At 69.5% G+C, this 25,740-nt stretch carries 23 protein-coding genes; 9 read left to right on the top strand and 14 right to left on the bottom strand.

Annotated elements, in window-relative coordinates; translation table 11 throughout:
• Positions 1-34 precede the first annotated feature (34 nt).
• Positions 35-1,483: a sugar porter family MFS transporter gene (locus ACQ7HM_RS15020; protein WP_434217059.1), complete on the bottom strand. Its 1,449-nt coding sequence runs from the start codon at positions 1,481-1,483 to the stop codon at positions 35-37.
• Positions 1,484-1,655: 172 nt separating this feature from the next.
• On the opposite strand from ACQ7HM_RS15020, the gene ACQ7HM_RS15015 reads away from it, so the two are divergent.
• From ACQ7HM_RS15015 to ACQ7HM_RS15000, 4 genes are all read left to right on the top strand, one after another.
• Positions 1,656-2,225 carry an HhH-GPD-type base excision DNA repair protein gene (locus ACQ7HM_RS15015; RefSeq protein WP_434217058.1) on the top strand — a complete coding sequence of 190 codons (570 nt, stop codon included), beginning with the start codon at positions 1,656-1,658 and terminating at the stop codon, positions 2,223-2,225.
• 592 nt (positions 2,226-2,817) lie between these two features.
• Positions 2,818-3,672: a hypothetical protein gene (locus tag ACQ7HM_RS15010; protein WP_434217057.1), complete on the top strand. Its 855-nt coding sequence runs from the start codon at positions 2,818-2,820 to the stop codon at positions 3,670-3,672.
• A gap of 69 nt (positions 3,673-3,741) precedes the next feature.
• Positions 3,742-4,431 (top strand): transketolase, encoded by a 690-nt coding sequence (locus ACQ7HM_RS15005; RefSeq protein ID WP_434217056.1) that lies wholly within the window; start codon positions 3,742-3,744, stop codon positions 4,429-4,431.
• The gene (locus tag ACQ7HM_RS15000) at positions 4,428-5,366 is read left to right on the top strand and encodes a transketolase family protein (protein WP_434217055.1); all 939 of its coding nucleotides are present in this window, start codon (positions 4,428-4,430) and stop codon (positions 5,364-5,366) included. Before ACQ7HM_RS15005 ends, ACQ7HM_RS15000 begins: the two co-directional genes overlap by 4 nt.
• 242 nt (positions 5,367-5,608) lie before the next feature.
• Here the strand turns inward: ACQ7HM_RS15000 and ACQ7HM_RS14995 are convergent, their stop codons facing one another.
• Together ACQ7HM_RS14995 and ACQ7HM_RS14990 are read right to left on the bottom strand one after the other, a co-directional pair.
• Entirely contained in the window at positions 5,609-6,931 is a 1,323-nt protein-coding gene (locus ACQ7HM_RS14995; protein ID WP_434217054.1) for a wax ester/triacylglycerol synthase domain-containing protein, read from the bottom strand.
• Between the two features lie 46 nt (positions 6,932-6,977).
• Positions 6,978-8,237: an acyl-CoA dehydrogenase family protein gene (locus tag ACQ7HM_RS14990; protein WP_434217476.1), complete on the bottom strand. Its 1,260-nt coding sequence runs from the start codon at positions 8,235-8,237 to the stop codon at positions 6,978-6,980.
• An 85-nt stretch (positions 8,238-8,322) separates the two neighbouring features.
• Here ACQ7HM_RS14990 and ACQ7HM_RS14985 point away from each other — a divergent pair, with 85 nt between their 5' ends.
• Positions 8,323-9,186: an LLM class flavin-dependent oxidoreductase gene (locus ACQ7HM_RS14985; RefSeq protein WP_434217053.1), complete on the top strand. Its 864-nt coding sequence runs from the start codon at positions 8,323-8,325 to the stop codon at positions 9,184-9,186.
• A 231-nt stretch (positions 9,187-9,417) separates the two neighbouring features.
• Positions 9,418-9,621, top strand: a complete 204-nt coding sequence (locus ACQ7HM_RS14980) for a cold-shock protein (protein ID WP_045823485.1) — start codon at positions 9,418-9,420, stop codon at positions 9,619-9,621.
• Positions 9,622-9,699: 78 nt separating this feature from the next.
• Here ACQ7HM_RS14980 and ACQ7HM_RS14975 read toward each other — a convergent pair whose 3' ends face one another.
• Positions 9,700-10,653 (bottom strand): ROK family protein, encoded by a 954-nt coding sequence (locus ACQ7HM_RS14975; RefSeq protein WP_434217052.1) that lies wholly within the window; start codon positions 10,651-10,653, stop codon positions 9,700-9,702.
• Positions 10,654-10,755: 102 nt separating this feature from the next.
• Between ACQ7HM_RS14975 and ACQ7HM_RS14970 the strand changes: the two genes are divergently transcribed.
• Positions 10,756-12,858, top strand: a complete 2,103-nt coding sequence (locus ACQ7HM_RS14970) for a RecQ family ATP-dependent DNA helicase (RefSeq protein ID WP_434217051.1) — start codon at positions 10,756-10,758, stop codon at positions 12,856-12,858.
• Positions 12,859-12,869: 11 nt separating this feature from the next.
• Here ACQ7HM_RS14970 and ACQ7HM_RS14965 read toward each other — a convergent pair whose 3' ends face one another.
• The 3 genes from ACQ7HM_RS14965 to ACQ7HM_RS14955 all read right to left on the bottom strand — a co-directional run bounded on the left by ACQ7HM_RS14965 (position 12,870) and on the right by ACQ7HM_RS14955 (position 15,586).
• The gene (locus ACQ7HM_RS14965) at positions 12,870-13,958 is read right to left on the bottom strand and encodes an NADH:flavin oxidoreductase/NADH oxidase (protein ID WP_434217050.1); all 1,089 of its coding nucleotides are present in this window, start codon (positions 13,956-13,958) and stop codon (positions 12,870-12,872) included.
• Between the two features lie 86 nt (positions 13,959-14,044).
• Positions 14,045-14,422 carry a cupin domain-containing protein gene (locus ACQ7HM_RS14960; protein WP_434217049.1) on the bottom strand — a complete coding sequence of 126 codons (378 nt, stop codon included), beginning with the start codon at positions 14,420-14,422 and terminating at the stop codon, positions 14,045-14,047.
• Between the two features lie 36 nt (positions 14,423-14,458).
• On the bottom strand, positions 14,459-15,586 hold the full coding sequence (locus ACQ7HM_RS14955) for an FAD-dependent monooxygenase (RefSeq protein ID WP_434217048.1): 1,128 nt from the start codon (positions 15,584-15,586) through the stop codon (positions 14,459-14,461).
• 60 nt (positions 15,587-15,646) lie between these two features.
• Between ACQ7HM_RS14955 and ACQ7HM_RS14950 the strand changes: the two genes are divergently transcribed.
• Positions 15,647-16,219, top strand: coding sequence for a TetR family transcriptional regulator (locus ACQ7HM_RS14950; RefSeq protein ID WP_434217047.1), 573 nt, complete (start codon positions 15,647-15,649; stop codon positions 16,217-16,219).
• A gap of 18 nt (positions 16,220-16,237) precedes the next feature.
• Here ACQ7HM_RS14950 and ACQ7HM_RS14945 read toward each other — a convergent pair whose 3' ends face one another.
• The gene (locus tag ACQ7HM_RS14945) at positions 16,238-16,792 is read right to left on the bottom strand and encodes a hypothetical protein (RefSeq protein ID WP_434217046.1); all 555 of its coding nucleotides are present in this window, start codon (positions 16,790-16,792) and stop codon (positions 16,238-16,240) included.
• 159 nt (positions 16,793-16,951) lie between these two features.
• Here ACQ7HM_RS14945 and ACQ7HM_RS14940 point away from each other — a divergent pair, with 159 nt between their 5' ends.
• Positions 16,952-17,428: an NUDIX hydrolase gene (locus ACQ7HM_RS14940; protein ID WP_434217045.1), complete on the top strand. Its 477-nt coding sequence runs from the start codon at positions 16,952-16,954 to the stop codon at positions 17,426-17,428.
• 10 nt (positions 17,429-17,438) lie between these two features.
• Here ACQ7HM_RS14940 and ACQ7HM_RS14935 read toward each other — a convergent pair whose 3' ends face one another.
• From ACQ7HM_RS14935 to ACQ7HM_RS14910, 6 genes are all read right to left on the bottom strand, one after another.
• The gene (locus ACQ7HM_RS14935) at positions 17,439-18,875 is read right to left on the bottom strand and encodes an alpha/beta hydrolase (protein WP_434217044.1); all 1,437 of its coding nucleotides are present in this window, start codon (positions 18,873-18,875) and stop codon (positions 17,439-17,441) included.
• A 93-nt stretch (positions 18,876-18,968) separates the two neighbouring features.
• The gene (locus ACQ7HM_RS14930) at positions 18,969-19,616 is read right to left on the bottom strand and encodes an isochorismatase family protein (RefSeq protein ID WP_434217043.1); all 648 of its coding nucleotides are present in this window, start codon (positions 19,614-19,616) and stop codon (positions 18,969-18,971) included.
• Between the two features lie 37 nt (positions 19,617-19,653).
• Positions 19,654-21,543, bottom strand: coding sequence for a hydantoinase B/oxoprolinase family protein (locus ACQ7HM_RS14925; RefSeq protein WP_434217042.1), 1,890 nt, complete (start codon positions 21,541-21,543; stop codon positions 19,654-19,656).
• Positions 21,544-21,590: 47 nt separating this feature from the next.
• Positions 21,591-23,648 carry a hydantoinase/oxoprolinase family protein gene (locus ACQ7HM_RS14920; protein WP_434217041.1) on the bottom strand — a complete coding sequence of 686 codons (2,058 nt, stop codon included), beginning with the start codon at positions 23,646-23,648 and terminating at the stop codon, positions 21,591-21,593.
• Between the two features lie 41 nt (positions 23,649-23,689).
• Positions 23,690-24,922, bottom strand: a complete 1,233-nt coding sequence (locus ACQ7HM_RS14915) for a CaiB/BaiF CoA transferase family protein (RefSeq protein WP_434217040.1) — start codon at positions 24,920-24,922, stop codon at positions 23,690-23,692.
• Entirely contained in the window at positions 24,919-25,659 is a 741-nt protein-coding gene (locus ACQ7HM_RS14910) for a GntR family transcriptional regulator (RefSeq protein WP_434217039.1), read from the bottom strand. The genes ACQ7HM_RS14915 and ACQ7HM_RS14910 overlap by 4 nt, the downstream gene beginning before the upstream one ends.
• Positions 25,660-25,740: the final 81 nt, after the last annotated feature.

Genomic DNA, 25,740 nt, shown 5'->3' with positions numbered 1-25,740 from the left:
GTGGTGGTGACCGCTGTCGGATGGAGGACCCGGGTCAGGAGACCTCGGTCGGCACCGTCTTCCCGCTGCGCAGGTCGCCCATGTCCTCGAGTTCCATGCCGTTGGTCTCGGGCACCTTGAACTGCACGTAGAAATACGAGATCGCCGCGCACAGGGCGAAGAACCCGTAGACGTAGGCCAGGCCCAGGGTCTCGCTCAGTTGCGGGAACAGCAGCGAGATCGCGAAGTTGGCGATCCAGTTCATCGCGGTGCAGACACCGAGCGCGACACCGCGGATGCGGTTGGGGAACATCTCCCCGAGCATCACCCACATGACCGGTCCCCACGTCGCGGCGAAGGCGACGACGAAGAGGTTCGCACCGATCAGGGCGAGGGTGCCGTAGGCGTCGGGCAGGGTGACCGAGTCACCTGATCCCTGCTGCTGGGTGAACGCGATGGCTGCGAGCACCAGGCCGATGAACATGCCGACCGAGCCGATCTTGAGCAGTCGACGCCGTCCGATGCGGTCGACGAACAGGATCGCGCCGAACGTCATGACCACGTTGATGACACCGGTGATGACCGAGGTCTTGAACGACTCGCTCTCGGAGAACCCGACCGACTGCCACAGCGTGGTCGAGTAGTAGAAGATCGCGTTGATGCCGACGAACTGCTGCAGGACGGCGATCCAGATACCCACCCACACCAGCGGATGCAGCCCGAATGACGGCCCGCGGATGTCCTTGAGGGACACGTTCGACTCACGCTTGAGCGTCAGCCGGATCTCCTTCACGCGGTTGAGGGGATCCTTCTCGCCGGTGACCTCACGCAGGATGCGGGCGGCCTCCTCGTCGAGGTTGTTGCCCACCAGGTAGCGCGGCGACTCCGGGATCATCAACGCGAGGACGCCGTAGACGATGGCCGGGATGACGCCGACGAAGAACATCCAGCGCCACGCCTCGATGCCGAACCACAGGTCGTTCGACGCGCCACCGGCGCTGTCCTGCAGCAGCGAGTCCGAGAGCAGGGCGATGAAGATGCCGATGGTGATGGCGAGCTGCTGCATCGAGCCCAGTGCACCACGGAACTTCGCGGGCGCGATCTCGGCGATGTAGGCCGGCGCGATGACCGAGGCGATGCCGATGCCGAGACCTCCGAGGATGCGCCACACGATCAGATCCGGGACGCTCCAGGCGAATCCGGTACCGATCGAGGAGATGGTGAACAGGAACGAGCCCACCAGCATCACCGGTTTGCGACCCCACTTGTCGGCGAGGCGACCGGCGAACCACGCGCCGAGCGCGCAGCCCAGGAGCGCGACGGCGACGGCGAAGCCCTTGAAGAACTCGCCGAGCTCGAAGTGCGACCCGATGGAGTCGACAGCACCGTTGACGACGGAACTGTCGAAGCCGAAGAGGAAGCCGCCGACCGCCGCGGCGACGGTGACGCCGATGACCTTGGCGACATGTTGGTCTTGTTTGGTGTCCGGAGCCGATGTGCTCACCTGACCACCCCGATCTGCCTCGTGGAGAGTGGAATCGGCGCCGAGGTCCCTCCGGGCGGAGCGCCCCTGCACCGTGGGGAACGCTACTCCCCACACGCCCCGCCGAGTCGGCGATCGGCGCAGGTGTCGCGACCGACGAATCGACGACCGGCGGAAAGTTAGACTCACCGACATGGTCACACTGCAGATCGCCCAGGACCCGGCCGCCGACGAGTTGCTGTCGAACGATTCGTTCGCCCTGCTCGCCGGCATGCTGCTCGATCAGCAGTTCCCGATGGAGCGGGCGTTCGCCGGGCCCGCGAAGGTCCTCGACCGGTTCGGGACGCTCGACCCGGAGAAGATCGCGACCGCCGACCCCGACGCGTTCGCCGACCTGTGCGCCACTCCCCCGGCGATCCACCGGTACGGGCGGTCGATGGCCAAGCGCCTCCAGGATCTGGCGAACGTGATCGTCGCCGAGTACGACGGCGACACCACGCGGGTCTGGACCGAGGCCACCAGTGGAGCCGATCTCGTCGCGCGCATCAACGCCCTGCCGGGATTCGGCGAGCAGAAGGCCAAGATCTTCACCGCGTTGCTGGCCAAGCAACTCGACGTCAAGCCCCGTGGGTGGACGACCGCGGTCGGCGACTACGGCAAGAAGGGGTTCCGCTCCGTGGCCGACGTCGTCGACGAGGAGTCGCTGAACAAGGTGCGTGCGTTCAAGAAGGAACAGAAGGCGAAGGCCAAGTCGGGGGCCTAGACGGTCGGTCGGGGCGGTGTCGCCGCGAAGGTAGCATTTCGGACATGACCTCTCGGAAGCTCGGCTTGACAACGTCACTCGCCGCTGTCGCCGGCCTCCTCGCAGCATGCGGATCGTCGACGGACTCGGATTCGTCGAACCGCGGTTCGGGGACCGAGACCGATCCGGTGTCGATCGAGAACGCGTTCATCGTGCCGAGGTCGGTGGACGGCGCCTGTGCTCTGCAGATCGGCGACTCCGCGGAACTGCGCTACGTCGTCTCGAATTCATCGACGACCGACGCCGACCGACTCCTGGGCATCTCGACCACCGAGGCCCAGCGTGTCGAGATCACCCCGGCAGCGCCGGTGGCGATCCCTGTCGGCGCCAGGGTCGCGTCGGGTCCCGAGGGGACCCCCGGGCGGCGACACCGCGATCACCACACGCCTGGTCGGTTTGTCCGCATCGGCACGTCCGGGCACCTCGTTCGACGTGTCGTTCCGCTTCGCCGAGTCCGGCACCATCACACTCCCCGTGGCCGTCGAGGCGTGCCCGGTCCGGTGAGACCCGAGGTGCGTCCCACGTCACACCGCGATGGCATAACCTGTCATTCATGGATGTGAGAGTCGGCTACACGCTGCCGTTCAAGGTCGGCTTCGCCGTGACCGGTGTGGCCCTGGCCGCGGTCGAGTCGAGCGTGACCATCGCCCGTCTGACCTTCGAGAACGTCGCCCACGAGGTCAACAACGTCTTCGGCGTCGAGGACACGACCAACTTCTCGGCGCGCACGCCTCTCGCCCTCATCGGGCAGATCGCCGAGATGCTCGGGCCCGACCGGCCGATCGGCAAGATGCTGGCCCAGGACGGCGCCCTCGACCGACTGCTGGCGCCGGGCGGGGTCGTCGACCGTCTCACCGAGGCCGACGGTTCACTCGAGCGCCTCACCGCCCGCGACGGTCTGCTGGACCAGATGGCCGAGGAGGACGGGATCCTGATCCGGCTGGCCTCCAAGGGCGGGCCGCTCGATCGCCTGTCCCGCAAGGGCGGCGTCATCGACCAGTTCACCGAGAACGAGGGCATCCTCGAACGCCTCACCAGCGAGGGCGGGGTGGTCGACAAGCTCACCGCCGAGAACGGCCTCCTCAACAAGATGACCGAGGCCGGCGGCATCATCGATCGCCTCGTCGACGACGGCGGGTTGCTCGATCAGCTCGTGGGCGAGGGCGGCGCGGTCGAGCGTGCGATCGCCCCCGGCGGCACCATCGACCGCATCACCGAGCTGACCGAGGTGATCAGTCGGCTCGCCCCGAGCATCGTCGCGATCCAGGAGACCGTGCACGAGCTGCGCGACGCCGTCGACATGCTCAACAACGCGGTGACCCCGCTGTCGGATCTCGCCGGCCGCCTCCCCAAGCGTCTCGTGCGGGGCAACGGCAAGCAGGCCGAGCTGAACGGTCACCAGCACTGACGTCCGCGCCCCACGATGGTACTGAGCTACGCTTGACCTGAACAAAGGTCGAGGTTGCATCGTGGTCGCATGACCACGACCGCACCTCCCGAACGCCGTGATCTCGCCTCGTTGATGGCGCGGATGACCGGCGACGAGAAACACGACGCCGCCGCCCTGTCCACCCTCGACGTGGTGTGGGCGCTCTACCACGACGTCCTCCACGTCTCCCCGGACCGACCCGACGACCCCGATCGTGACCGCTTCCACCTGTCCAAAGGCCATGGGCCCATGGCCTTCTACGCGACGCTGGCCGCGCACGGATGGTTCCCGGTCGACTGGCTCGACCGCTGGACCGCCTTCGACTCCCCGCTCGGCGCGCATCCCGATCGAACCCTCGTCCCGGGCTGCGAGATCTCCTCGGGCTCACTGGGTCACGGCCTGCCACTGGCCGTCGGCACCGCGCTGGCGTTGCGTGCCCGGGGCAGCCGCGCGCACGTCTACGTCCTCGTCGGCGACGCAGAACTCGACGAGGGCTCCAACGACGAGGCCATCGCGTTCGCGGGCGCCGTCGGACTGCAGAACCTGACCGTGGTGGCCGTCGACAACGCCTCCTCGACCCACAACCGGCCCCACCGACTGCGCGAGCGCTTCGCCCTGGAGGGCTGGTCGGCGACCGAGATCGACGGACACGACCACGACGCGATCGTCGAGGCACTCACCCACCGTGAGCATCGTCCCGCCTTCGTGACGGCACTCGTCGAGAGGAAGAACTCATGACCGATCCACGTACCCGGTTCGCCGACACCGCCGTCGACCTCGTCGAGCGCGACCCCGACGTCGCACTCGTCTACGCCGAGATCGGTGGACAGTTCTTCGGCGCCGCGGCCGCACGACATCCCGACCGCGTCGTCAACGTCGGGATCCGCGAACAACTCCTGGTCGACGTCGGTGCCGGGATGTCACTGGCCGGCGTCTTCCCCATCGTGCACACCTTCGCGCCGTTCCTCGTCGAACGCGCCTACGAGCAGATCAAGCTGGGATTCGCCCACCAGGACGTCGACGGACTGCTGGTCTCGACGGGCGGATCGGTCGACATGTCGACGGCCGGACGCACCCATCAGACCGACGCCGACGTCGCACTGATCGACGCGGTACCCGGATTCGCGATCCATGTGCCGGGCACCGCCGACGAGGTAGAGGCGCTGATGCGTGCGGCCCACCGGCGTCGGGGCCGACACTACGTGCGGGTGACGGCACAGCAGAACTCGACGAGCTTCGACGTCGCCGACGGGCGCCTGCACGTCGCGCGTCGGGGATCGTCGCACCTCGTGGTCCTCGCCGTCGGTCCCAGTCTCGACGCCGCGCTCGACGCGGCGACGGAGATCGCCCGCACCGAGGGCGTCGAGGCGACCGTCTGCTACACCGCGACCGTTCGACCGCTCGACACCGACGGATTGCGTGCGGCGTTGGCGCACAACACCTCCGGCGACCATCCCGCCGTGGTCGTGGTCGAACCGTACCTGGCCGGCACATCGGCGCACCTCGTGTCCGATGCCCTGCTCGACCGGCCGCACCGACTGCTGTCGCTGGGCCACGGTCGAGCCGAACGTCGCCACTACGGCTCTCCCGAACAGCACCTGCAGGCGTCGGGTCTCGATGCCGCCGGCCTGACGCGATCCATCCGGACCCTGCTGCAGCCACGCGCGGCGTAGCGTGATCAACACACGACCGCGACGGGAGACCCACATGGGACAGCCGATACCTGCTCCTTCGCCACCGGAACCGCCGGATCCCGGTCCGCCGATACCGACGCCCGTCCCCGAGCCCGGACCCCCGATGCCGGATCCGCCGGCACCCACACCTCCCGCACCGAGTCCACCGGGCCCGTCCCCGACCCCACCGACACCGCCGACGCCGGATCCGCCACGGCCGACGGTGATCTGACGGGCGCGGACTAGGTAATCAGTCGCGCGGCCAGACGGGCGCGATAGGCGTCGACGTCGGTGAGACCGGTCGGTGATGAGCAGATCGAGATCACCACGCGGTCCCCGATGCCGTGGACGCCGTGCGTCAGGGTCTGCATCGGCGACAGCGCCGGGAAGCCCGCCGTGAACACCACCCGGCCACCACCGAGCACGAGGTCGGCGGCGCCGCGGTCGACGCTCGACACCACGACATTGCCCGTCATGGTGTCGGGGACGACGTCGGCGTCGAAACCCGATACGCCCCAACGGATGAGTGCCGCCGGCACCGACGCCATCGCCGCGGCTTCGGCCACGGTGGCCGGATGCGCGGCTCGGGCGACCGCCGCTGCGACCTCGTCGGCGATGTGTCGGGCTCGGACGGCGCGGTCGGGCTCGGTGATCCACAGTCCGATCCCTGCGTTGCGGAAGTGGTTGCGCGCGGTCCGGACACCGGGTTTCGCGACGGTGATCTCCGCGCGCAGACCGACCGACGGCTCGACCTCGAGATGCTCGGCCAGCGCCTCGGAGATCACCACCAGCGCGCCGAGGGTGACCGAGCCCCCGATCGCCCGCAGGGTGTCGCGGTCGGTGTGGACCGTCCGCAGCTCGCGGCGGTGATCGGGGCGGGTGTTCACGGCCAGCAGCGAGCCTCCGGCAGGAGCGGCCGACACCCGACCCGCGGCGATGTCGCGCTCACGCTGTCGATGCGCCCGGTGGGCACCGACCGCGGCGAGCGTCAGTCGTCCGACCCGAACGGGCGCGGACACCACCGCGCGGGCGACCGCCGCCGCGGGCCAGAAGGCATCGGGGTCCGGGAGCGCGGCGAGCGGCTCGGATCCGAGGAGTCGACGCGCGATGTCGGACGCGAGGCCGCCGTCGGCCAGGGCGTGGGCGATCTGCAGCACAGCGACGACCGCGGGTCCCTCGATCCCAGGGGCGTCGGCGATCGGCGAGAACAGGTGGAGCCGCCAGCCGTGATCGGTCAGATCGATCTGGTCGGCCATCTGCTCACCGAGGACGACCAGACAGTCGTCCCATCCGTCGGCGTGGTGGCGCCGTAGCTGTCGCGTCGACACCACCGCGGGCACCCAGTACGGGAAATCGAGGCTCAGGGGCACCTCGGCCACGCGGATGGACAGATCCGCGACCATCGCGGCACGGCGCATCAGGTCGCGACCGATCTCGTCGAGCGACGCCGCGTCGGGCCCGTGGTCGAAGCAGTAGAGGAGGAACTGGTCGCTCGGGATGGTGCCCGACATCCAGTACGCCTGGGCATCGGTCGCGGTCATCGCTCCCGCGGTCGGGTGTTCCACGCGCCGCACGCTAGCAGCGCGTCCGCACCCGCGCGGACGCGCGACCTCAGGACTTCGGGCGGTTCCCGGCACTCCATGCGTACGGGAGGTCGTCGCCGTTGAGCTCGAACGCCCCGACCGCCTGCAGCTTGTAGATCAGCGGGTTGTGGGTGGCGACGGTCCGCGCGTTGCGCCAGTGTCGATCGAGTCGGAGCCTCTCGGAGACGATCGACGCGCCGCCCACCTCGAACAGCTGTGTGGTGGCCTCGAGGACCTGCGGGATGACGGTGGCCTGTGCCTGCGACGACGCGAGCTCGGCGGCATCGAGGAGCGCGTCGTCGAAGCGACCGGTCGCCAGGGCGTCGTCGAGGGCGGTGTCGAGGGTGTCGGCGACGGCGAGCACCGTGGCACGTGCGGCGAAGGCGGCACTCGACAACCGGCCGACGACCTGCTGGACCAACGGGTCCTCGCGGGGCAGGTCGGCGGCGGCGTGGGTGTAGCTGCGGGTACGCGATCGCACCCAGTCGATGGCGTCGTCGGTGGCGCGGCGGGCGATGCCGGCGAGAACCGCCAGCTGCACCAGCTGGAGGTACGAGGTGCCGTAGGTGCGACCCGCCTGGCCGTAACCGGCGCCGAGCAGGCGATCGTCGGAGATGCGGACGTCGGTGAACTCGGTTGTGCCGCTTGCGGTGAGTCGCTGACCGAAGCCGTCCCAGTCGTCGTGCTGGTGCACGCCCGGCGCGTCGCCGTCGACGAGCACCGACACCCGCTCGCCGTCGAGGTCGGCGGCGACGAGGATGTGATCGGCGTACAGACTGCCGGTGCTGTAGTACTTCGTCCCGTTGACCACGTAGCCGTCGGCGTCGCGGGTGACGGTGGTGCGGTACCGGTCGACGGCCCCGACACCGGGCTCGGTGATCGCGTTGCCCACCAGTCGACCGTCACCGACCGCCCGCAGCCAGCGCTCGCGCGCCTGCGCGTCGGTCGAGAGCAGCTGATCCTCCACGAAGCTCCAGTGCACCCGGAGTGCCTGCGGCAGATTGGATTCGGCGGCCGCGAGATCGATGAGCAGCCGGAACAGCTGACGGACCGTCGCCCCCGAGCCGCCGAACTCGACCGGCACGCGCAGCGCCCCGAAGCCCGCCTCCTTCAGCCATCCCGCCTCGTCGAAGGCGAGGCGACGATCCACCTCGCGCTCGAGTGCGCCCTCGGCGATGCGGGCGAAGATCGGCGCGAACCGTGCGTCGAGGTCGGCGTCGGAGGTGGTGGCTGCGGACGGGGTGGCGGCGGAGGCGAGAGAACTGGTCACGCGGAGACTCCACTGCATCGGTGTGGCCGCGGCAAGGTCTGGACTCACGGTGAGTCGAATCATCGGCCCACCCCGCTCGGGCCGGGCGGTAGCGTCGGGACCCATGCGCCACGGAATCGCCATCCTGCCCGAACACCCCTGGCGGGAGGCCCGTCCGCTGTGGACCGCCGCCGAGGAGCTCGGGTTCGATCACGCGTGGACCTACGACCACGTGGTGTGGGGCGGGCTCCCCGAATCACGGTGGTTCGGGGCGATCCCCACCCTCACCGCCGCCGCGACCGCGACCTCCCGCATCGGCCTCGGCGTGTTCGTCGCGTCGCCCAACTACCGCCACCCGGTGCCGTTCGCCCGCGACCTGCAGGCGCTGGCCGACATCTCCGACGACCGACTGCTCCTCGGTCTCGGCGCCGGCGGCGACCCCGACTCCACCATCCTGGGCGGCCCGGCCCTGACTCCCCGCGATCGTGTCGACCGCCTGCAGGAGTTCACCGATCTGCTCGACCGGGTGCTGCGCACCGATCACGTCAGCGCGACCGGGCGCTGGTTCTCCACCACCGACATGCGACTGCGCGACGAGCCGATCCGGCCCCGGAACCCGTTCCTGTTGGCGGGCAACGGTCCCCGGTCGATCGACTACGCCGCGCGCACCGGTGACGGGTGGATCACCACCGGGCCGAAGGCCGACGATCTCGAGGCGTGGTTCGCCGGCGTCGCCACCTCGGTCGGTCATCTCGAGGCCTCGCTCGAGCGGGCGAGCCGCGACCGAGCGTCGTTCCCGACCTACCTGAGCATCGACACCTCGCCCGCGGTCTCCCTGTCGAGCGCCGAGCTGTACATCGAGATGGTAGGGCGGGCAGCGGAACTCGGCTTCAGTGACGTCATCTGCCATTGGCCCCGCGACACCGCGCCGTACGACGGCTCACTCGACGTGCTCCATGACATCGCCGATCGGGTCATCGGGAGGTGACACCGCGCGGGTGTCGTTGTTTCCGCGACTCGCGGGCACATCGGGTTGACACGACTGCGCGTTACCTGTTGACTTGTCGTCGGTACAAGTTTTTGTGTTCGATAGTCGCTCGCAAGAATTTACACGCGAGGGCGTCGGGACATTCGCAAGATTTCCTTCCGCACCCGTAGTTGTAACCCGAGATGGCGTGAGCTGCGCCTTCTCGCACACTGGAAACAAAGGAAATCTCCCATGACTCAGGGAACTGTCAAGTGGTTCAACGCTGACAAGGGCTTCGGCTTCATCACCCCCGACGACGGCGGCAAGGATGTCTTCGTCCACTACAGCGAGATCCAGGGCGGCGGATTCCGCAGCCTGAACGAGAACGATCGCGTGAGCTTCGAGACCGAGCAGGGCAACAAGGGCCCGCAGGCCGTCGGCGTCACCGCGCTCTGATCTCCACCTGATCTTCGCATCAGCCCCGTCCGGAACCGATCTCGATCGGTGGACGGGGCTGATTGCTGTTCGGGGTGCTCATCGCGCCGCGGGGAGCCGATCGGCCAGGTGGACGAAGGCCGCGGCGCCGGCGAGCGGCGCCTCGTCGCCCAGACCGGCCTCGACCACCCGGACCCGTGACACGTAGTCCAACGGGTGCCGTGCGACATGCGCCCCGATCCGGTCGATGAGATCCGGCGCGACACGCGAGAACCCACCGCCGATCGCGACGACCTCGACGTCGAGCAGTGCTGCGGCACTGCACACACCCTGGCCCACCAGCGATGCCAGCCGGTCCACGGCGCGCATCGCGACGGCGTCACCGGCGGCGAACGCGGCGGCCAACTCCTCGCCGGTGGTCCCCGACCATCCCTGCGTGCGGGCCCAGGCCACGGTGTGCGGACCCGACGCGACCGACTCCAACGTCGTCCGACTGCCCAGGCTCAACTCCCCTGTCGCACCGGACACCTCGATCTGGCCGATGTGACCGGCGTTGCCCGTGACGACCCGCCCGTCGAGGATGATCCCGCCGCCGATTCCGGTCGAGATGACCATCCCGATCATGTTCGCCACGCCACGCGCCGCACCGACCCAGTGCGCGGCCAGCGCGATCGCCACCCCGTCGCGATGGAACGCCAACCGAACACCGGGTAAACGTTCGCCGACGCGTCCGGCGATCACCGACCGCAACGGATGCCTGTCCCACACAGGGAGATTGATCGGGCTCACCGTTCCCGCCCGCTCGTCGATCGGCCCCGCGACACCGACCCCCACACCGACGATCGACCCGTCGGAGACGCCCGCGGCCGCGGCCCGGTCGAGCACACCGTCGACCACCTCGAGCACCGACGCGTCGAGTTCGGCCGCCGAGGCACGTCCACCCGTGGCCGCCCGACACCGCGTCGCATCCGCCAGCGCGCCCCGGTCGTCGACCAGCGCACCCTCGACCTTCGTCCCGCCGATGTCGATCGCCAGCGCCCACCGATCCGTCATGCGCACAGTCTCGCACCGCGCCGCGCACCTGTGGACAACCGCTCGTCGCGACCCGACGTCGCCCCCGTCGGTGTCATGCGTCGCCGGTAGCGTCACAGAGCGATGGACACCGAAGCGAACACCTGGACCCCGGCACGCGCCGCCACCGCCACCACGGTCATCGAGGCCCTGGCCGGCCCCGGCGCCACCCTGCGCGACGACCAGCTGACCGCGGTGTCGGCACTGACGACGCCGGGCGCGCGGGTGCTGGTCGTGCAGGCCACCGGATGGGGGAAGTCGGCGGTCTACTGGGCGGCGACGGCGATCCTGCGTTCCGAGGGCGCCGGCCCGACACTCATCGTCTCGCCGTTGCTGTCGCTGATGCGCGATCAGGTCGCCGCGGCGCACCGCGCGGGTCTACGGGCGGCAACGGTCAACTCCGCCAACATCGGTGACTGGTCAGCCATCGAGGACGATCTGCGCAGCGGAGCGCTCGACGTGTTGTTGGTGTCCCCCGAGAGGCTCGCCAACCCCGGGTTCGGACGTCGGGTCCTCGACGCCGTCGCCGACACCCTCGGCCTGCTGGTGATCGACGAGGCGCACGCCATCTCCGACTGGGGCCACGATTTCCGGCCCGACTACCGACGCGTCGCCGACGTCCTCAAGACGGTCAACCCCGCGATGCCGGTGTTGGCGACCACGGCCACCGCCAACGCCCGGGTCACCGACGACGTCGCCGGTCAGCTCGGGTCGGCGACCCTGGTGCTGCGCGGACCGCTGGCACGACGGTCGTTGCAGCTCAACGTCCTCGACGCGATGACACCGATCGAACGCTACGGCTGGGTGGTCGACCACATCGACCGACTACCGGGATCGGGGATCGTCTACGTCCTCACCGTCGCCGACGCGCAACGACTCGTCGACGCGATCGTCGCGGTGCACGGCGAGGGGATCGGCGTCGCCGCCTACACCGGTCAACTCGACGCCGATCGTCGACACGTCCTCGAGGACGGCCTGCGCGACAACGAACTCAAGGCACTGGTCGCGACGTCGGCGCTGGGGATGGGATACGACAAGCCCGATCTCGGGTTCGTCGTGCACGTCGGTTCGCCTCCGTCGCCGGTGTCGTACTACCAGCAGGTCGGTCGTGCCGGGCGCGCCATCGACGAGGCCGTGGTGGCGCTGTTGCCGTCATCGGCCGACGCCGGCATCTGGGATCATTTCGCGACCGCGACGATCCCCGACCCGAAGCAGATGGCGACGGTGCTCGACGAACTCGCGCGATCCGACGAGGCGCCCTCGGCGATCGCGATCGAGGCCTCGACCGGTATCCGGCGTACACGGGTCGAGTTGATGCTCAAGCAACTCGCGGTCGACGGAGCCGTCGACCGCGTCGACGGTGGGTGGCGGTCGACGGGCACGCCGTGGTCCTACGACGCCGAGCACTACGACGGGATCATCGACACCCGCCGCCGCGAGGCCGACATCATGCGCGCCTACACCCGCGGCGAGCGTTGCCTCATGGCGCTGCTCGTCGAGTCCCTCGACGACCCGGAGGTGACAGCCTGCGGGCGGTGCTCGGTGTGCCGCGGAGCCCTGTCCGACGGTCTCACGGCGACCGCCGATCCCGAGACGGTGCGTGCGGTGTCGGCCACCCTCCGCTCGGGCGCACACGACCTCGACCCGCGGAAGATGTGGCCGGGCGGCGCCTTCGGCGCGAAAGGGCGAATCCCGGGTCACCTCGCGACCGAACCGGGCAAGGTCCTCGTCCACGCCGATGCGCCCGAGTGGACCGACACCCTCGCCGCGGCGCGTCGCGGGGACGAGGAGGCCCTGAACGAGATCTCCTCGGCTGCGGTCGCCGCCCTGTCTGCGTGGCGGACCACCTGGGTGCAGCGACCCGAGATCGCGGTGTCGCTCACCACCGGCGGATCGGGCCGCTCGATCGCCGACCACGTGGCCGACCATCTCGCGTCGGTCGGGTCCCTCGATCGCGCGACACAACCGGTCGACACGTCGACCGATCCCGGTCGCGACGCCTCCGGGGCCGACGAGGCCGCCCAGTGGCGGGCGGCCATGCAGCCGGCACCCGACGTCGCGGGGAGAACGGTTCTGCTGGTGGTCGATTCGTCGCGGTCGGGGTGGCCCGTCACCGTCGCCGGCGCACACCTGCGCGACGCCGGCGCGGTCGCGGTCCTCCCCCTGCTCATCCACCGGCCCGCCTGAGACCGGGCAGGTCAGTCGCGCCAGGCGCCGCGCTGGTACTGCGGCCGGTACGGCGCGTCGTGGTGTCCGATGCCGAGCTCGTGGGCGGCGCGCAACGCCCAGGCCGGGTCACGGAGCGCGGCCCGGGCGAGGAACACCGCGTCGGCCTGTCCGGTGGCCAGGATCGTCTCGGCCTGTTCGGGGTCGGTGATCATGCCGACCGCGGCGGTCGCGATCTGCGCGCCGCTGCGGATGCGCGCGGCGAACTCGACCTGATAGCCGGGGCCGACCGGGATGTCGGCGAGGACGTTGCCGCCGGTGGACGCGTCGACGAGGTCCACGCCGTGCTCGCGGAGCACGCCGGCGAGCTCGACGGACTCCTGCGCGGTCCAGCCGCCCTCGGTCCAGTCGGTCGCGGACACGCGGAACAGCACCGGCACGGTGTCGCCGACCGCGGCGCGCACGGCGTCGGCGACCTCGACCGCGAGTCGGGTGCGTCCGGCGAAGTCGCCGCCGTAGGCGTCGTCACGTCGGTTCGACAGCGGCGACAGGAACTCGTGGAGCAGATAGCCGTGGGCGCCGTGGATCTCGACGGTGTCGAAGCCCGCCGAGCGCGCCCGTCGGGCTGCGTCACCGAAAGCCGTGACCACGTCGCCGATCTCGTCGACGGTGAGAGCCCTCGGGGTGGCGTATCCGTCGAAGGCGACGGCCGACGGGGCCACCGCCTCCCAGCCGCCCTCGGACTCAGGGACCGAGCCGTCGCCGTCGGCGAACGGCGAGTACGTCGAGGCCTTGCGGCCCGCATGCGCGAGCTGCACGCCGATCAGCGAATCCTGGGCGTGCACGAAATCGGTGACACGCCGCCACGCAGCGGCCTGCTCGTCGTTCCAGATACCCGCGTCCTCAGGACTGATCCGTCCATCGGCGGTCACCGCGGCCGCCTCGGTGAGGATCAGGCCGAAGCCGCCGATGGCGTGCGAACCGAGGTGGACCAGATGCCAGTCGGTCGGGATGCCGTCCCGCTCGAAGCAGCTGTACTGGCACATCGGCGACAGCCAGACGCGGTTGGGGACGGTCAGCGAACGCAGGGTCAGGGACTCGAACAGCGCGGGAGTGGTCACGTGAGATGTCAACGACGGCGGGCGCGGAGATCATTCCGCCTGGGAAAGATCTCCCGCGATCGCGCACGTCACGTACCCGCCGGGGCTCAGGTGTCGGCGCGGAAACCTACGTCGGTGTCCTCGGCGAGCACCACGTAGGCGCGACGCCACGCGGTATCGGGGTCGAGGTGCCACACATGACCGGAGCCGGTGGTGTCCTCGGCGAGCAGCACCACCCCCGGGCGCAGGGTGAACCCCTCGTCGTCGCGGGTGCGGAAGTGCAACACCCCGCTCAGGGTGATGACGAGTTGGCGCCGCGGCGCCGGGTGCCAGCCGAGATCGGCCCCGGGTGCGGTCTCGGCGAAGTGCACGCTCGTCGCCGACGCGGCGCTGCTGGTGAGGTGCTCCGGATGCAGGTCGATGACACCGCGTTCGGTGTGCGAGTCACCGTCCTCGCCGGTCCACAGACGCCAGGTCTCGATCACGGCTCTCCCCTTCCACGACACGCGGGTGCGACGCGGTCAACGATAGGCGAGCTCGGAGATCTCCATCGCGATGCGGTGTCTGATCGGTGGCACGCTCAGACCGGCACGGATGACGGTGTTGCGGACGGCGCGGGCCCCGGCGACGTCGACGGTCGCCGCACGGGTCATGCGGTCGGTGAGCCGCAACACGCGGCGGGCGACGGGGCGACGGCGGCGTTCGTAGCTGTCCGGATCGGCTCCGGTGGTGAGGATCTCGACCAGCACGAGCGCATCCTGGATCCCCGTGTTCATCCCCTGCCCGCCCGCGGGTGAGTGGACGTGCGCGGCGTCGCCGGCGAGGAAGACCGCGCCGCGGCGGTAGGTCTCGGCGAGACGGTGATGGACGCGGAAGCGGCCGCTCCAGGCCACGTCACCGACGTCCGCGGCGCCCGCGCGTGCTCGCAGCAGCGCCTCGATGTCGGCACCGGTGGGCTGTTCGGACGGATTGTCGGCGGTCGCCACCACTCGGAATCGGTTGTCGGGCAACGGCGCGACGACCGCGAGGCCGTCGGGCGCGAAGGTCAGCGACACGGTGTCGCGCGCGACCGGCCATACCATCGACACGTCGGCGAGCACGAACGACTGCTCGTACCCCGACCCCGGGAAATCGATCCCGACGGCCGTACGTACGGCGCTGCGCATGCCGTCGGCGCCGATCACAGCGTCGAACCGGACGGTCTGCGACCCACCGGCGGGATCCTGCAGGCGGACGTGACCGTCGGCATCGAGGTCGACGACCCGGGTGTTCCACTCGACGGCGACGCCACACTCGGCGAGCCGCTCGCGCAGGATGGCCTCGGTGTCGGCCTGGGAGATCATGGCGGTGAACGGGTACTCCGTGGCCAGTGTCGAGAAGTCCAACTGCGCAATCGATCTGGCCCCGTCTCGGATGTCGAAGCGGGGCACGCGGACGGCGCGCTGCAGGATCCGCCGGGTCAGGTCGAGATCCTCGAGCACCTCAAGGGTTCGGGGATGCACCACCGCGGCGCGCGAGGTGTTGACCCCCTCGCCCGCGGCGTCGACGATCCGCACAGGCACACCGCGGGCCGCCAGAGCAGTCGCGGCGGTGAGGCCGGTCGGGCCGGCACCGACCACCAGGACGGACGATCGCTCGGAAGTCAACATGCGTTGACTTTAGACCCGATCCGGGTCACCGGTCAACGGTCGTTGACATAGACTCCTCGCATGTCCGATCCGGTACCCCGCGGCGACACCGCCCGCAACGCCGCACGCACCCGCACCGCACTGGTGTCGGCGGCCCGGCGTCGTTTCGCCACCGAGGGATTCGCCGCGACGACCGTGCGGGCGGTCGCCGGCGATGCCGGCGTCGATCCGGCGCTGGTGATGCGGTACTTCGGCAGCAAGCGGGGCCTCTACGAGGCGGCCACGTCGGTCGACCTCCACCTCCCCGACTTCACCGAGGTCCCTCGGCGGCGACTCGGCGCGACGATCGTCGAGACCTTCCTCGATCGCTGGGAGGGACCCGACGGCGAGCCGCTGCAGATACTGCTCGCGTCGGCGCCCACGGAACCGACTGCGGCCGAACAGATGCGGACCGTCTTCGCCGAACAGGTGCGTCCGGCGGTCGCGGCCGCAGGCGCCGACACCGATGTCGCCGCCGAGGTGATCGCCTCCACCCTCATCGGCATGGCGATGATGCGCTACGTGCTGCGCGTCCCCGACGTCGTCGACCTCACGCCCGCACAGGTGGTGTCGACGTACGGCCCGGCGCTCCAGCGCCTGCTGGCCCGACGCTGACGTCAGACCTGCACCGACTCAGATCTGGGGCCCCTTGGCCCGCAGGGTGTCGACGGAGTCCATCGCCTCGCGCAGTTCGGCGAGCCATGCCTCGGTGTGCTGACCCACGAGCTTCACCGACCACACGACCGCGTCGGCGCGCGAGCGGGCCACGCCCGCGTCGACGAGGGTGTCGAGGACCTGACGCTCGGACTGACGCAGCCGCGTCATGACCGGAACGGCCAGGTGCGTGAACATGATCCGCTCCTCACCGATCCGCACTCCCCACGACACCGTGCGCCCGTAGCGGGCCTGCGCCTCGTCGGCGATGGTCATCCGCTGCCCGCGGGTGTCCTCGCGGAAACGCGACGCGCGTCCCTGGGCGGCCGCGGTGCCGTCACCGTCGGCCTCGGGGGCGGTCAGCGTTCCCACCACCGTGATCTCGTCGCGGTCGACGACGACCTCGGGGGCGCCGTCGAACCACTCGTCGGGCACACGGCCGACGAACCACGCCGCCGCGTCACCCGCATCCGGCAACTCGGCCTGCTGCCAACCACCGCGGCGTCCTCCGCCGCGACTCTGTTCCTTGCTCATGGTCACTCCTTCGTTGAGTGATTACATGATTACACGCTTACAACCGAGCGCTGCACAGAATTCGCCCACAGCAGACGTCAGGTGGGCACGGAACTCGACCATCACGCCGGGACGCGCGCACCTCGATGGCCGCGGGTGCGGCCGAATACAGTCGTCGGCATGCCGACACCCGACTTCATCGTCGACCTGCGTTCGAAGATCGGACATGCGCCGCTGTGGTTGTCGGGGGTGACCGCCGTCGTCCTCCGCGACGAGCAGGTGCTGCTGGTCCGGCGCGCCGACAACGGGGCGTGGACGCCGGTGACCGGCATCATCGACCCCGGTGAGGAGCCGGCCGTCGCTGCGGTGCGCGAGGTGCTCGAGGAGGCCGGGTGCGTGGTGGAACCCGAACGGTTGGCGTCGGTGCACGTCACCAGTCCGGTGACCTACCCCAACGGCGACGTCTCGCAGTACCTCGATCTGACGTTCCGGATGCGGTGGGTGTCCGGTGAACCCACGGTCAGCGACGACGAGAACACCGATTGCGGGTGGTTCCCGCTCGATGCCCTGCCGTCGATGTCGGCGGGGATGACCTACCGGCTCGACACCGCCATCGCCGACCGCCCCGACGCGCAGTTCCGCACCGGACCGGCCTGACCTCTCCCGGTCAGGGAACCGGAGCGCAGGTCGGCACCGTCTCCGCGTTCGCGGCCGGGGTCGCCGACGGATCGATCGAGGCGCACACCGGCGTGGTCGCCGCGGCCGAGGCCGGGGTGGATGCGTTCGACGACGCCGGAGCAGACGGGGTGGTGCTGACCGACGCCTCCGACGACGGCGCCGCGGAGGACTGCGACGCCGAGGACGACGCCGGAGCCGACGACGAGGCCGCCGACGACGAGGCCGAGGTCGACGACGAACTGCTCGCCGACGGTGCCGCAGACGAGGACGAGGACGCCGCCGCCGACGACGACGGGGTGGCGATCCGCGCGGCGGCGAGCACCGTGGTCTTGTTGGTGACCGGCGGTGCGGCCTTCATGCCCTCGATGACGCTGGTCTTGCCGGCCTGCAGGGCGCGGTTCCAGTTGTCCCAGTCGTGCCCGCCGTAGTTCGGCAGGCTGATCACCGAGACGCCGGCCTGGGCGGCCTGCAGCTGGAAGAGCACCGTCGACACCGCCGAGAGCGCCTCGAGCAGGATGGCGCTGATCTGATCGGCGGGCTTGAGCTTGGCCATCTCCTGCGGCGACAGGAACGCATTGCCCGAGGAGACGATGAGGACCTGACCGTTCTCCTTCAGCTTGGCGAGGTTCTGCGACGCGTCGTTCTGCTGCCACTGCGCGCTACCCGGCGCACCCCACATGTTGAGGATGCCGTTGGTGTAGTTCGACACCATGGTCTGCGTCGCGAAGACGCCGAGGGCGCCGAGCGGGTTGTTGGTCTGGTAGTACCCCGACATGGCCTGGACGACCTTGAACTGCTCGGGGTGCTTCTCGGCCAGCGTGACCGCGGGGCCCGCCGACATCGACAGACCGACGATCGCGTTGCCGCTCTTCGCGACACCGAACTCGCGGTTGAGGTAGTCGGGCAGCTCCGAGGTCAGGAAGGTCTCCTGCTTGATCGGGGTGTTCGCGGCACCGGCGCCACCGTTCCAGTCGGTGTAGAACGACGACGCGCCTCCGACCGGCATCACCAGCGTGGTGTCGGACTTGCCGTCGTAGACCTTCGCGGCCTGCACGTCGGTGGTCCACGCCGAACGGTCGTCGCGGGCGCGCATCCCGTCGAGCAGGTACACGCCCTGCGTGCTCGTGTTCGAGGCACGGATCTGCACGATGACCCACCGGTTGTTCGACGGCGACCACACCTTGCAGTTCTGCACGTAGTTGCCCGACGAATCCCAGGTGCACCCGGGACGCAGCTTCTCGGGATGTCCGATCAATGCGGCGGCCTTGTTGTTGCTGACCAGCAACGTCGCGAGCGCGAACAGGACGACACACACCGCGAGCACGATGGCCACCGGACGGAGCACCGCCGGTCGCAGCCATGCCGGTCGCGTCGCGGCACCCGAGGAGGCGGGTGCCGGGAAGTGGTCGGTGGGAATCCAAGCCATGCGTGGTGTCCTTCGAGATCGAGAGCGCGTCGCACCTACGTCGTCGCGAGCCCGGCAAACGTTACCGACGACATCGACGCACCGTCGTCCGCGTCAGTCGGCGGCGTTCCCCCGGAGCAACGACACCGCGCGATCGAGATCGACGAGGTCGGCGTACTTCGCCTGCAGATCCATCAGGTTGGCGGCCTGGATCTCTGCCGTCCGGTCGCCGCACGCGTCCGCGACGACGATCGGGCGGAACCCGAGCTGCAGTGCGTCGGTGGCCGTCGCGCGCACGCACCCACTCGTCGACAGCCCACAGATGACGAGGGTGTCGATCCCCCGCGAGCTCAGCGTCGCCGCGAGCGAGGTCCCACTGAACGCGCTCGCGTACTGCTTGGTGACCACCACCTCGCCCCCGACCGGCCGGGGGTCGTCGACGAAGTCGGCCAGCGGCGAACCCTCGGCGAAGACCCGCAGCGACGGGATCTTCTCGACGAACAGTCCCCCGTCGACGATCGCCCCGGTGTCGGGGTCGACCCGATAGCTCACCCGGGTGAACACGACCGGGACGGTGAGCTCACGCGCGGCGGCGACCAGACGGGCCGAGGCCGCCACCGCCGACTCCACCGGCGCACGCAACGGTGAGGAGTCGTCGACGTAGGCGCGGGCGAGGTCGATGGCCAGCACCGCCGGCCGCCGGCCGACGCCGACCGACCCCGCGAAGCCCGAACGGCGGTAGTCGTCGAGCGGGTCGCTCATCGCGCCGCGGACCGGGCCACGCTCACCGGCGGCTGCATCATCGCGCCGCCGATCTCGCCACGCTCACCGGCGGACGGGGTGCGGGCAGGCCCGTCTCGGCCTCACACCGTTCGAGGATCTCCGGGATCGACGGGCCCATGTCGAAGGTCTGCAGTTCGCCTCGTCCGGCGCGGATCTCGTCGCGACGGGACTCGGTGGCCCCGGTGTCGACGACACCGTTCTCGTCGCACACCACCCCGTAGCCGCCGGCCGCACCGTCGACGGTGACCAGTCCACGGCGCACCTCGAGTCCGACGAGGTCGGGATCACGGGTGAGCGGGTCGCCCCATCCCCCGCCGCCCCAGGTCACGAAGTGCAGGACGTCGCCCGGGTACACCGGCGCGTCGTGGATCTTGCTGGGCAGGATGTCGACGTCGCCGTTGCTCCGCACGATCCACTTCCGCCCGCGCGCACCGGGTTTGCCACCGTTGACACCCCACGGGTAGGTCAACCAGCGGTCGTCGTGGATGGCGATAGTGCCCGGCTGCTCGAAGTGGTAGGCGACGTCGACACCGTTGCCGCCGCGGTGCACACCCGCACCTCCGGTGTCGGGCAACGTCTCCCAGCGCTCGACCCGCAGCGGGTAGTACGACTCGAGGTACTCACACGGGATGTTCACGAACGACGGCCACAGCGAGTGACCGTCGGGACCGTCCCCGATCGGCCGCCCGGGGATGCCGCCGAACCCGATCGAGTACAGCTGGAACCATTCGCCGTCGCGCGGACCACCGTCATAGTGGCCGGAGTACATGAAGTGCGGAGACGAGGAGAATCCGGCCGCGTTGAGGATCTCGGGGTTGTTCTGTCCGAGAAGCCCACCGAACAGGTCGAACACGCGGCCGATGCCGTGGTTGCGGCCGTTGAGCGCGGCCGGGTAGGCCGGTTTCCAGAACGAGTTGTCCGGGATGGTCACGTCGATGAGTGGATAGAACCCGTCGTTCCAGAGGATCTGGGGGTCGGCGATGGTGATCACGTAGATGCCGAAGAACATCCGGACGAGGTTCTCGTTGATGAAATAGTTGATCGGCCCCACGGCCTGCGGCGCGTGTTCGGAGAAGTCGAGATGGATCTTCTCCCCGTGACGGGTCAGCTTGATGGTGAGTTCGTAGGGCCCGTAACCACATCCGTCGTCACAGATGTAGTCGCTGAACTCGATGGTCTCGCCGTCGAGAAACAGCGTCGCGAGCAGCACCTTCATCGCCTGGTAGTTGCGGTCGAGCAGGGCGTCGAGCGCCGACAGGTAGACCTCGACGCCGAACCGGTCGCACAACTCGACGATGCGTCGCGACGCGGTGGTGCACGCCGCGACCAAACCGTTGAGGTCGGCGCGGTTCCAGTCGGGCATACGCACCTGGTTGAGGATGATGTCGAGCGCGGTGTCGTTGAGGGTGCCCTGGTCGTAGAGCTTGAAAGGTGGGATCACCACGCCCTCTTCGAAGATGGTGCGTGCATCGGCGGGCATCGACGACGGCGTCTTCCCCCCGACGTCGGACATGTGGCCGAACATCGACGACCATCCGACAACCCGCCCGCTGTGGAAGATCGGCAGCACGATCAACCAGTCGTTGGCGTGGCTGATCGCCGCGCCGCACGCATAGGGGTCGGAGGTCAGCAGGATGTCCCCGTCGCCGACGGTGCCGTCGAAGTTGTCGAGGAAGTCCGGGACGGACAACCCGAACTGGCCGACGACCATCTTGCCGCTCGGGTCGGCGATGAGCGGGAACTCGTCGTGCTGTTCGCGGATGCCGGGCGAGAGCGCGGTGCGGAACAGCACCTCGTCCATCTCGTAGCGGGCGTTGCGCAGGGCGTTCTCGATGATGTCGAGGGTGACCGGGTCGACCGATGTCTTCTCGACCGGGTCGGTGGCGGTTTCGATGATGGTGGCCATCGTGGTTCTCCTGTGCTGGGAGGGAGGTGTGTCGGAGGTCGGTCTGCTCAGACCGGTCGGATGATGAGGCTGCCGCTGGGATCGACGGTGGCGGCGTGACCGGAGAGCACGAGGGTGGTCGAGTCCATCTCGGTGACGATGGCCGGTCCGGTGATCACGTTGCCCGCCAACAACTTCGCACGGTCGTAGATGCCCGCGGTCGTGTGGGCACCGTCCATCCACACCTGCGAGGAGTTCAGCAGGGCCGCCGCGGGATCGGCGGATCCCTCCTCCAGTTCGGTCCAGGCCACCTCGGGGCGCGGCCCGCTGACGGTGACACGCAGGTTGATCACCTCGCGCTCGTTCTTGAGGAGGAACGAGAACAACCGCTTGTGCTCGGTGTCGAAGGCGGTGCCCAACTCCGCCAGCAGATCTCCGTCAGCGCTCAGCACGTCGGGATCGAGGTCGACGGGGATCTCGAATCCCTGTCCGTGATAGCGGAGGTCGACCTGGTAGGTCGCGGTCTGCTCGGCGCGGGGCACGCCCTCGGTCTCGAGGCGTTCGGTCGCCACCTCGGCGAGATCGGCGATCACCGAACGCAGTTCGTCGCTGTCGAGTTCGTTGAAGGCGCGTACCAGGGTGCGCGCGCTCTCGGCCCGCAGACAGGTGGTGGCATCACCGTAGGCGCACAGCACCCCCGGCGACGGCGGGATGATCACCGGCCAGGCACCGGTGAGCCGCCCGAGCGCGTTCGCATGCAGGGGGCCCGCACCACCGAACGACACCAGCGCGAAGTCGCGGGGATCGTAACCCTGCTGGACACTCACGAGCCGCAGTGCGCCGAACATGTTCTCGTTGACGATGTCGATCACACCCGACGCGGCCGCCTCGGGGGAATCGAGACCCATGGCGTCGGAGATCGTCGCGACGGCGGTGCGGGCGGCGTCGACGTCGAGCTTCACCTCGCCGCCGGCGAGATCGCTCGGCAGGTACCCGAGCACCACGTTGGCGTCGGTGACGGTCGGTTCGGTGCCGCCGTTGCCGTAGGCGGCGGGACCGGGATCCGCACCCGCCGACTGCGGTCCGACGCGTAGAGCCTTGGTGAGTTCCGGGACGTGGGCCACCGAACCGCCGCCGGCGCCGACGGTGCGGACGTCGACACTGGTCGCGCGGACCGCGAGGTCACCGACCTTCGTCTCGCGACCGATGCGGGGCTGTCCACCGAGGACGAGGGCCACGTCGGTGGAGGTGCCGCCCATGTCGAAGGTGAGGAAGTCGGAGTATCCGGCCTGCTGGGCGAACCACACCGCGCCGGTCACACCGCCTGCCGGTCCCGACAGCAGCAGCGACACCGGGTCCTCGGCGGCCTTGCTCGCCTGCACCAGGCCGCCGTCGCTGCGCAGGATCGACAGCGGCGCGCTGATCCCCTTCTCCTTCAACGACGAATCGAGATTGGTGACGTAGCGCGAGACCTCGGGTTGCACATAGCTGTTGGCCACGGTGGTGAGGGTGCGTTCGTACTCGCGCATCTCCGGCAGGACATGCGACGACAGCGAGATCGGGATGTCGGGCAGCTCCTCGGCGACCCAGCGCCCGACCTGCTCCTCGTGGGAACTGTTGGCGTAGGAGTTGATGAGCGACACCGTGATCGCCTCGACGCCGGCCCCGGCGAGCTTGCGCAGTTCGGTGCGGGTCTGTTCCTCGTCGAGCGGGGTGATCTCCCCACCGTCGGCGCCGATGCGTCCGACCACCTGCACGGTGTGTTCGAGTTTGGCCAGCGGTTCGGGTTTCGGCCAGATGATCCACCCGGCGAGACCGCCCGGGACGAACGATCGGGCGATCTGCAGGACCTGTCGGAATCCGTCGGTGGTCACCAATCCCACACGGGCGCCGCGTCCCTGGAGGATCGCGTTGGTCGCGACGGTGGTGCCGTGCAGCACCTGGTCGATCTGACCGGGGTCGATGCCCGCGTCGGTGCACACCTTCGTGACGCCGTTGAGCACGCCGATGGACTGGTCCGCCGGCGTCGACGGGGTCTTCGCGCGGTAGGTGCTGCCCGAGGTCTCCTCGAGCAGCAGCACATCGGTGAACGTGCCGCCGACGTCCACTCCGAGTCGGTATCGCATGGGGTCTCCTAGGTGTCGACGGTCGGGTTCGGGCGGGTGGGTCAGATGACGGATCGCGAGGCGAGATCGGCGGTCCGCTCGTCGGACAGACCGAGCAGACCGCGGTAGATCTCGTCGTTGTGCTCGCCGAGTTCGGGTCCGAGGTGGCGGACCGCGCCGGGGGTGTCACCGAGCTTGGGAAAGACGTTGTGCGTGGGGAACTCACCGAAGTCGCGGTGCGCGAGGCGCACGATCGCATCCCGCGCGGCGAAGTGCGGGTCGTCGAACATGTCGCGCGCGGTGAAGATCCGGCCGGCGGGGACGCCCCCGGCGTGCAGGGTCTCGAGCAGCTCGTCGGTCTCGAGGTCGGCGGTCCAGGCGGCGATGATGTCGTCGAGTTCTTCCATGTTCTCCCCGCGGGCAGCGTGGTCGGCGAAACGCGGCACCGACACCAGGTCGTCGCGGCCCATCACCGCGGCGAGACGCGCGAAGACGGTGTCCTGGTTGGCGGCGATGAGGATCATCTCGCTACCCCGGGTGGGATAGACGTTGCTGGGCGACACGTTGGGCAGCACCGAACCGGTGCGCTCGCGTTGGTAGCCGGCCACCGCCCACTCCGGCAGCATCGACTCCATCATGGCCAGCACCGACTCGTAGATCGCCGCGTCGACCAGCTGTCCGCGTCCGGTCACCGACCGGCTGTGCAGGGCGGTGAGCACACCGATGGTGGCGAACACCGCGGCCAGTGAGTCGCCCAGGGAGATACCGGCCCGCGAGGGCGCGTTGTCGGGATCGCCGGTGACGTAACGGATCCCGCCCATGGCCTCGCCGATGGACCCATATCCGGCGCGCGAGGAGTACGGACCGGTCTGCCCGTATCCGCTGACGCGCGCCATGATGAGCCCGGGGTTGTCGGCCCGGAGGTCGTCGAACCCGAGATTCCACCGCTCGAGGGTGCCGGGCCGGAAGTTCTCGACCACGATGTCAGAGCGACCGATGATGTCGCGGGCGAGTTCCTGCCCCTCGGGGGTGCGCATGTTGCACGTGACCGACTTCTTGTTGCGGGCCACCACCGGCCACCACAGTGACTTGCCGTAGGGCTTCTCCCGGCCCCACTGTCGCATGGGGTCTCCGACGCCCGGGGCCTCGAGTTTGATGACCTCGGCGCCGAAGTCGGCGAGGAGTTGTCCGCAGAACGGGCCGGCGAGCAACTGACCCATCTCGACCACCCGGAGGTCGGCGAGCGGGCCGGCGACGGGCGTCGTGTCGGGGGCTGTCTCGTGGGCTGTGGTCATCGGAGTGCTCCGCTCTGCGCCGGTTGGGCCGTCGTTTCCGTCAGTTGGGACGTCGTTCCCGCCGGTTGGGCCGGTGTTCCTGCCCGTTGGAACGCTTCCTCGTCGGCGCGGACCGAGGCGAGGAGCACGGCCTTGGCCGCGCGGACGTGCGACCGCATGACCGCGTCGGCCCACACCTCGTCGCGGGCGCGCAGGGCCGCGACCAACTCGCGGTGGTGTCCCGCGCTGCGCTGCAGGTCCTCGGGGGCGTATCGGTGGAAGGTCCGCATCATCAGCGGGAGCTGGATCACCGCGCTGAGCATCGAGGTGAGGCGGGTGCTCGCCGAGGCGGTGCGGACGATGGCGTGGAACTCCATGTTCGCCGTGGCGATCACCTCGAGATCGTCGGCGTGTGCGGCCGTCTCCATCCGATCGCACAGGTCGGTCATCTCATCGAGCTGCGCGAGCGTGATCCGCGACGCCGCGCGGCCGGCCGCCAGCGCCTCGAGTGTCATCCGGAGGTCGTAGATCTCCTCGAGGTCGTCGGAGGTGAACTGGTAGACGCGGGCCCCTCGGTGCGGCAGCACCTCGACGAGCCCCTCGACCTCGAGCTGCCGCAGCGCCTCACGCACCGGGGTGCGGCTGGCTCCGGTCACCTCGGCGAGTTCTGCTTCGCCGAGACGCTCGCCGGGCCGGTGACGCCCGTCCAGGATGGCCGCCCGGATGTGGGTGTACACCCGGTCCACTGCTCGTTCCACCGATGTCCCCGTTTCCTCAGTTGTATGCAAACTAGGCCACATGATCGAGGTCTGCGAGCTCTTTTCCCAGATTTAACACAG

Source organism: Williamsia sp. MIQD14, assembly GCF_051025635.1.
Taxonomy (GTDB): domain Bacteria; phylum Actinomycetota; class Actinomycetes; order Mycobacteriales; family Mycobacteriaceae; genus Williamsia_A.
The sequence above is the reverse complement of the archived record's forward strand: the minus strand, read 5'-3'. Positions and strand labels throughout refer to the sequence as shown.